The following is a 4,589-nucleotide window of genomic DNA, read 5'->3' on the forward strand; positions in this document are numbered from 1 at the left end:
GACATGGCCCTTGAACGTACGGGTCACCGCGAACTCGCCGAGCTTGTGCCCGACCATGTTCTCGTTGATCAGGACGGGCACGTGCTGACGGCCGTTGTGGATGGCGATGGTCAAGCCGACCATTTCCGGCAGGATCATCGAGCGGCGCGACCAGGTCTTGATCGGACGCTTGTTGTTGGCGGAAACCGCAGCTTCCACCTTCTTTACGAGGTGAAGGTCGACGAACGGACCTTTCTTCAGAGAGCGAGGCATGTCGGTTTCCTGTTACTTCGTACGACGACGCACGATGAACTGCTGCGTGCGCTTGTTGTTGCGGGTCTTGTAACCCTTCGCCGGCGTGCCCCACGGGCTGACCGGATGACGACCGCCGGAGGTCTTGCCTTCACCACCGCCGTGCGGATGGTCGACCGGGTTCATCACCACACCGCGGACGGTCGGGCGGATACCCAGCCAGCGCTTGGCGCCGGCCTTGCCGAGTTTCTTCAGGCTGTGCTCGCCGTTGCCGACCTCACCGATGGTGGCGCGGCAGTCGACCGAGACGCGACGCATTTCGCCGGAGCGAAGACGCAGCGTGGCGTAGCCGGACTCGCGCGCCACCAGCTGCACCGAGGCGCCGGCGCTGCGGGCGATCTGCGCGCCCTTGCCCGGACGCAGCTCGATGCAATGGATCGTGCTGCCCATCGGGATGTTGCGCAGCTGCAGGCAGTTGCCGGCCTTGATCGGCGCGTCACGACCGGACACCAGGCGATCGTCCACCTGCACGCCCTTGGGCGCGATGATGTACCGACGCTCGCCATCGGCGTAGCACAGCAGCGCGATGTGCGCGGTGCGGTTCGGATCGTATTCGATGCGCTCGACGCGGGCGGCGATGCCTTCCTTGTCACGCTTGAAATCGATGATGCGGTAATGCTGCTTGTGACCGCCGCCGCGATGACGCACGGTGATGCGGCCATGATGGTTGCGACCGCCGCTGCGGGACTGCGACTCGGTCAACGCCGCGTACGGCGCACCCTTGTACAGGCCTTCCGTCTTGACGCTGACGGCGTCGCGACGGCCTGGCGAGGTCGGCTTGTGGTTGATTAGTGCCATCTCAAAGAACTCCTGGCTCAGGCCTTGGCGGACACGTCGATGGTCTGGCCATCGGCAAGACGCACATAGGCCTTGCGCTTGCCCTGGCGGCTGCCAGCGCGGAAACGGAAGGACTTGACCTTGCCTTTCGTGTTGACGAGGTTCACCTGCTCGACTTTCACGTCGAACAGCTTCTCCACGGCAGCGCGGACATCGGCCTTGGTTGCCGCAGGGGCGACCACGAATACGTACTGGTTGTGCTCGGCCAGACGCGCCGATTTCTCGGAAATGTGCGGCGCACGCAGCGTATCGAGAATGCGTTCGTTGTTCATGCCAGCCACTCCTCGATCTTCTTCACCGCATCGACCGTCACCACTACGTGGTCGGAGCCGACGAGGCTGACGGGGTTCAGGCCCATCACGTCCAGCACATGGATATAGGGGATGTTGCGCGCGGCCAGAAACACCGACTCGGACGCATCTTCGGACACCAGCAGCACGCGACCGGAAACGTCCAGTTCGGCCAGCTTGGCAACCATTGCGGAGGTCTTCGGCGTTTCGATGCCGAAGCTCTCGACCACCTTCAGGCGATCCTGACGAATCAGCTCGGAGAAAATCGAGCGGATCGCCACGCGGTAGGCCTTGCGGTTGACCTTCTGCTCGTAGCTGCGCGGCTTGGCGGCAAACGTGACACCACCACCGATGAAGATCGGAGCGCGGTAATCGCCGTGACGGGCGCCGCCGCCCTTCTGCTTCTTGAACTTCTTGGTGGTACCGGACATCTCGCCACGCGAGAGCTGCGCCTTCGTACCGGCGCGGCCGGCGGCCTGATAGGCCACCACGACCTGGTGAACCAGGGCCTTCTTGTACTCACCGCCGAACACTTCGTCGGACACGCTGAGCGACTTGGCACCAATGACATTGAGTTCCATGGCGTCTCTCCTCAGCTCTTCGTCGTCGGGCGGATGATGACGTCGCCACCGGTTGCACCGGGGACCGCGCCCTTCACCGCGATCAGATGACGCTCGGCGTCGACCTTGACCACTTCCAGACCCTGCTGTGTGCGGTTGACCGCACCCATGTGACCGGCCATCTTCTTGCCCGGGAAAACGCGACCCGGGGTCTGACGCTGACCGATGGAACCCGGCGCGCGATGCGACAGCGAGTTACCGTGGGTGGCGTCACCCATCTTGAAGTTCCAGCGCTTGATCGTGCCCTGGAAGCCCTTGCCCTTCGACACACCGGCGACATCGACGATCTGGCCGACGCTGAACACCTCGTCCGCCTTGATGTCGGCACCGACGCTGTACTTGCCGAGGTCATCGGCGGACACGCGGAATTCCCACAAGCCACGACCCGGCTCGACCTTCGCCTTCGCGTAATGACCCTTCAGCGGCTGGGTCAACAGGTTCGCGCGCTTGGTGCCCGCTGAAACCTGGACGGCGCTGTAGCCATCGTTATCTTCCGTCTTCAGCTGGGTCACGCGATTCGGGGTCGCTTCGATCAGCGTCACCGGAATCGAGCGACCATCTTCAGTGAAGAGGCGACTCATGCCGCATTTGCGGCCAACCAATCCGATACTCATCTTCGTATCCTGTCTGTCGCTCAACCGAGCTTGATCTGAACATCGACGCCAGCGGCGAGATCAAGCTTCATGAGCGCGTCCACGGTTTTGTCGTTCGGGTCGACAATGTCGAGTACACGCTTGTGCGTGCGGGTCTCGTACTGATCGCGCGCATCCTTGTCCACATGCGGGGACGTGAGGATCGTGTAGCGCTCGATCTTGGTCGGGAGCGGGATCGGGCCGAGTACCGTTGCGCCAGTGCGCTTGGCGGTCTCGACAATCTCGCTGGCCGAGCGGTCGATCAGTCGGTGATCGTATGCCTTCAGCCGAATCCGAATCTTCTGGTTCGCCATAACCGTGTCCTGTTGTCGAAAGAACGTAATGTGAAACGGAACGGCTTCTCACCGATCCGCACAACCTGTTTCTGCACCACATCGGGGCCGCCGAACACGCCGCCCCAAATTCGAAAAGCCCAGGCGAACGTTGACGGCTCGCCTGGACCAGCATTTGCCTTCGCGCAAAAAAACCGATCATCGGCAGTGCCTTTGATCGAGTGAGATTGCGAGGGCCGTCCTCGGCCAGCGAACTCGAAACACTTCCTGTGTCTCATTTCGCGGTAGATCGACGGAAACCATGTCCGTCGATAAGCAAGCTGCGAAGTATATCTGCAAACTTCCGCTTAGTGAAGCCCCCTCGACACATCGATCGACGGGGCCTCCGCGGGAATGCACACGAGGCCGCGCGCGGCGGCCTCGTGATTGACGGCTTTACTTGATGACTTTCGCCACCACGCCAGCGCCGACGGTACGGCCGCCTTCGCGGATGGCGAAACGCAGTTTTTCTTCCATCGCGATCGGCACGATCAGTTCGACTTCAACCGACACGTTGTCGCCCGGCATCACCATTTCGGTGCCTTCCGGCAGTTTCACGATGCCCGTCACGTCCGTTGTGCGGAAGTAGAATTGCGGGCGGTAGTTGGCGAAGAACGGCGTGTGACGGCCACCTTCGTCTTTCGTCAGAATATACGCTTCCGCGATGAAGTTCGTGTGCGGCGTCACAGAACCCGGCTTCGCCAGGACCTGACCGCGTTCAATGCCTTCACGGTCAACACCGCGCAGCAATGCACCGATATTGTCCCCCGCCTGGCCCTGATCGAGTAGCTTGCGGAACATTTCAACGCCGGTCACCGTGGTGGTCGAGGTCGGCTTGATGCCGATGATTTCCACCGTTTCGCCGACCTTCACGACACCGCGTTCCACACGGCCGGTCACAACCGTGCCACGGCCCGAGATGGAGAACACGTCTTCGATCGGCATCAGGAACGGCTGATCGATCGGGCGTTCCGGCTGCGGGATATATTCGTCCACCGCCTTCATCAGCGCCAGAACCGCATCATGGCCGAGTTCGGGGTTCTTGCCTTCCAGCGCCATCAGCGCCGAACCGCGAATGATTGGAATATCGTCGCCCGGGAACTGGTAGCTCGACAGAAGTTCACGCACTTCCATCTCAACCAGATCCAGCAGTTCCGGATCGTCCACCATGTCGCATTTGTTCATGAACACGACCAGCGCGGGCACGCCGACCTGGCGGGCCAGCAGAATGTGTTCGCGGGTTTGCGGCATCGGGCCGTCAGCGGCAGACACCACCAGGATCCCGCCGTCCATCTGGGCGGCGCCGGTGATCATGTTCTTCACATAGTCGGCGTGGCCCGGGCAATCGACATGGGCGTAATGGCGATTGGCGGTTTCATATTCGACATGCGAGGTCGAAATCGTGATCCCGCGCGCCTTCTCTTCCGGCGCCTTGTCGATCTGGTCATAGGCTGTGAACGTTGCGCCGCCTGCTTCCGCAAGCACCTTCGTGATCGCTGCCGTCAACGACGTCTTGCCATGGTCAACGTGACCAATCGTGCCGATGTTGCAGTGCGGCTTGTTCCGCTCAAACTTTGCCTTCGCCAT

Annotated in this window: 7 protein-coding genes; all 7 read right to left on the reverse strand. The window is 61.7% G+C overall.

The genetic code is table 11. The features are described from left to right. A partial coding sequence (rpsS, locus tag VL130_RS02065; RefSeq protein ID WP_325360621.1) for a 30S ribosomal protein S19 occupies positions 1-252 on the reverse strand: 252 nt, incomplete at its 3' end. 12 nt (positions 253-264) lie between these two features. Next, positions 265-1,089 carry a 50S ribosomal protein L2 gene (gene rplB / locus VL130_RS02070; protein WP_007082177.1) on the reverse strand — a complete coding sequence of 275 codons (825 nt, stop codon included), beginning with the start codon at positions 1,087-1,089 and terminating at the stop codon, positions 265-267. 17 nt (positions 1,090-1,106) lie between these two features. After that, on the reverse strand, positions 1,107-1,400 hold the full coding sequence (rplW, locus tag VL130_RS02075) for a 50S ribosomal protein L23 (protein WP_007082176.1): 294 nt from the start codon (positions 1,398-1,400) through the stop codon (positions 1,107-1,109). Continuing rightward, on the reverse strand, positions 1,397-1,999 hold the full coding sequence (gene rplD / locus VL130_RS02080; RefSeq protein ID WP_007082175.1) for a 50S ribosomal protein L4: 603 nt from the start codon (positions 1,997-1,999) through the stop codon (positions 1,397-1,399). Before rplD ends, rplW begins: the two co-directional genes overlap by 4 nt. Positions 2,000-2,010: 11 nt before the next feature. Next, a complete protein-coding gene (rplC, locus tag VL130_RS02085) occupies positions 2,011-2,652 on the reverse strand; it encodes a 50S ribosomal protein L3 (protein WP_007082174.1) in 642 nt (213 codons plus the stop codon). A 20-nt stretch (positions 2,653-2,672) separates the two neighbouring features. After that, positions 2,673-2,984 carry a 30S ribosomal protein S10 gene (gene rpsJ / locus VL130_RS02090; RefSeq protein WP_007082173.1) on the reverse strand — a complete coding sequence of 104 codons (312 nt, stop codon included), beginning with the start codon at positions 2,982-2,984 and terminating at the stop codon, positions 2,673-2,675. Positions 2,985-3,398: 414 nt separating this feature from the next. Continuing rightward, the coding region (tuf, locus tag VL130_RS02095) for an elongation factor Tu (protein ID WP_325360626.1) at positions 3,399-4,589 on the reverse strand (1,191 nt) is incomplete at its 5' end.

It is taken from the genome of Asticcacaulis sp., assembly GCF_035497195.1.
In the GTDB taxonomy this organism is placed as follows: domain Bacteria; phylum Pseudomonadota; class Alphaproteobacteria; order Caulobacterales; family Caulobacteraceae; genus Asticcacaulis.

Coding starts and splice junctions, on each gene's coding strand:
- rplB (WP_007082177.1), bottom strand. CDS start 1,089: ATGGCACTAATCAACCACAAGCCGACCTCGCCAGGCCGTCGCGACGCC.
- rplW (WP_007082176.1), bottom strand. CDS start 1,400: ATGAACAACGAACGCATTCTCGATACGCTGCGTGCGCCGCACATTTCC.
- rplD (WP_007082175.1), bottom strand. CDS start 1,999: ATGGAACTCAATGTCATTGGTGCCAAGTCGCTCAGCGTGTCCGACGAA.
- rplC (WP_007082174.1), bottom strand. CDS start 2,652: ATGAGTATCGGATTGGTTGGCCGCAAATGCGGCATGAGTCGCCTCTTC.
- rpsJ (WP_007082173.1), bottom strand. CDS start 2,984: ATGGCGAACCAGAAGATTCGGATTCGGCTGAAGGCATACGATCACCGA.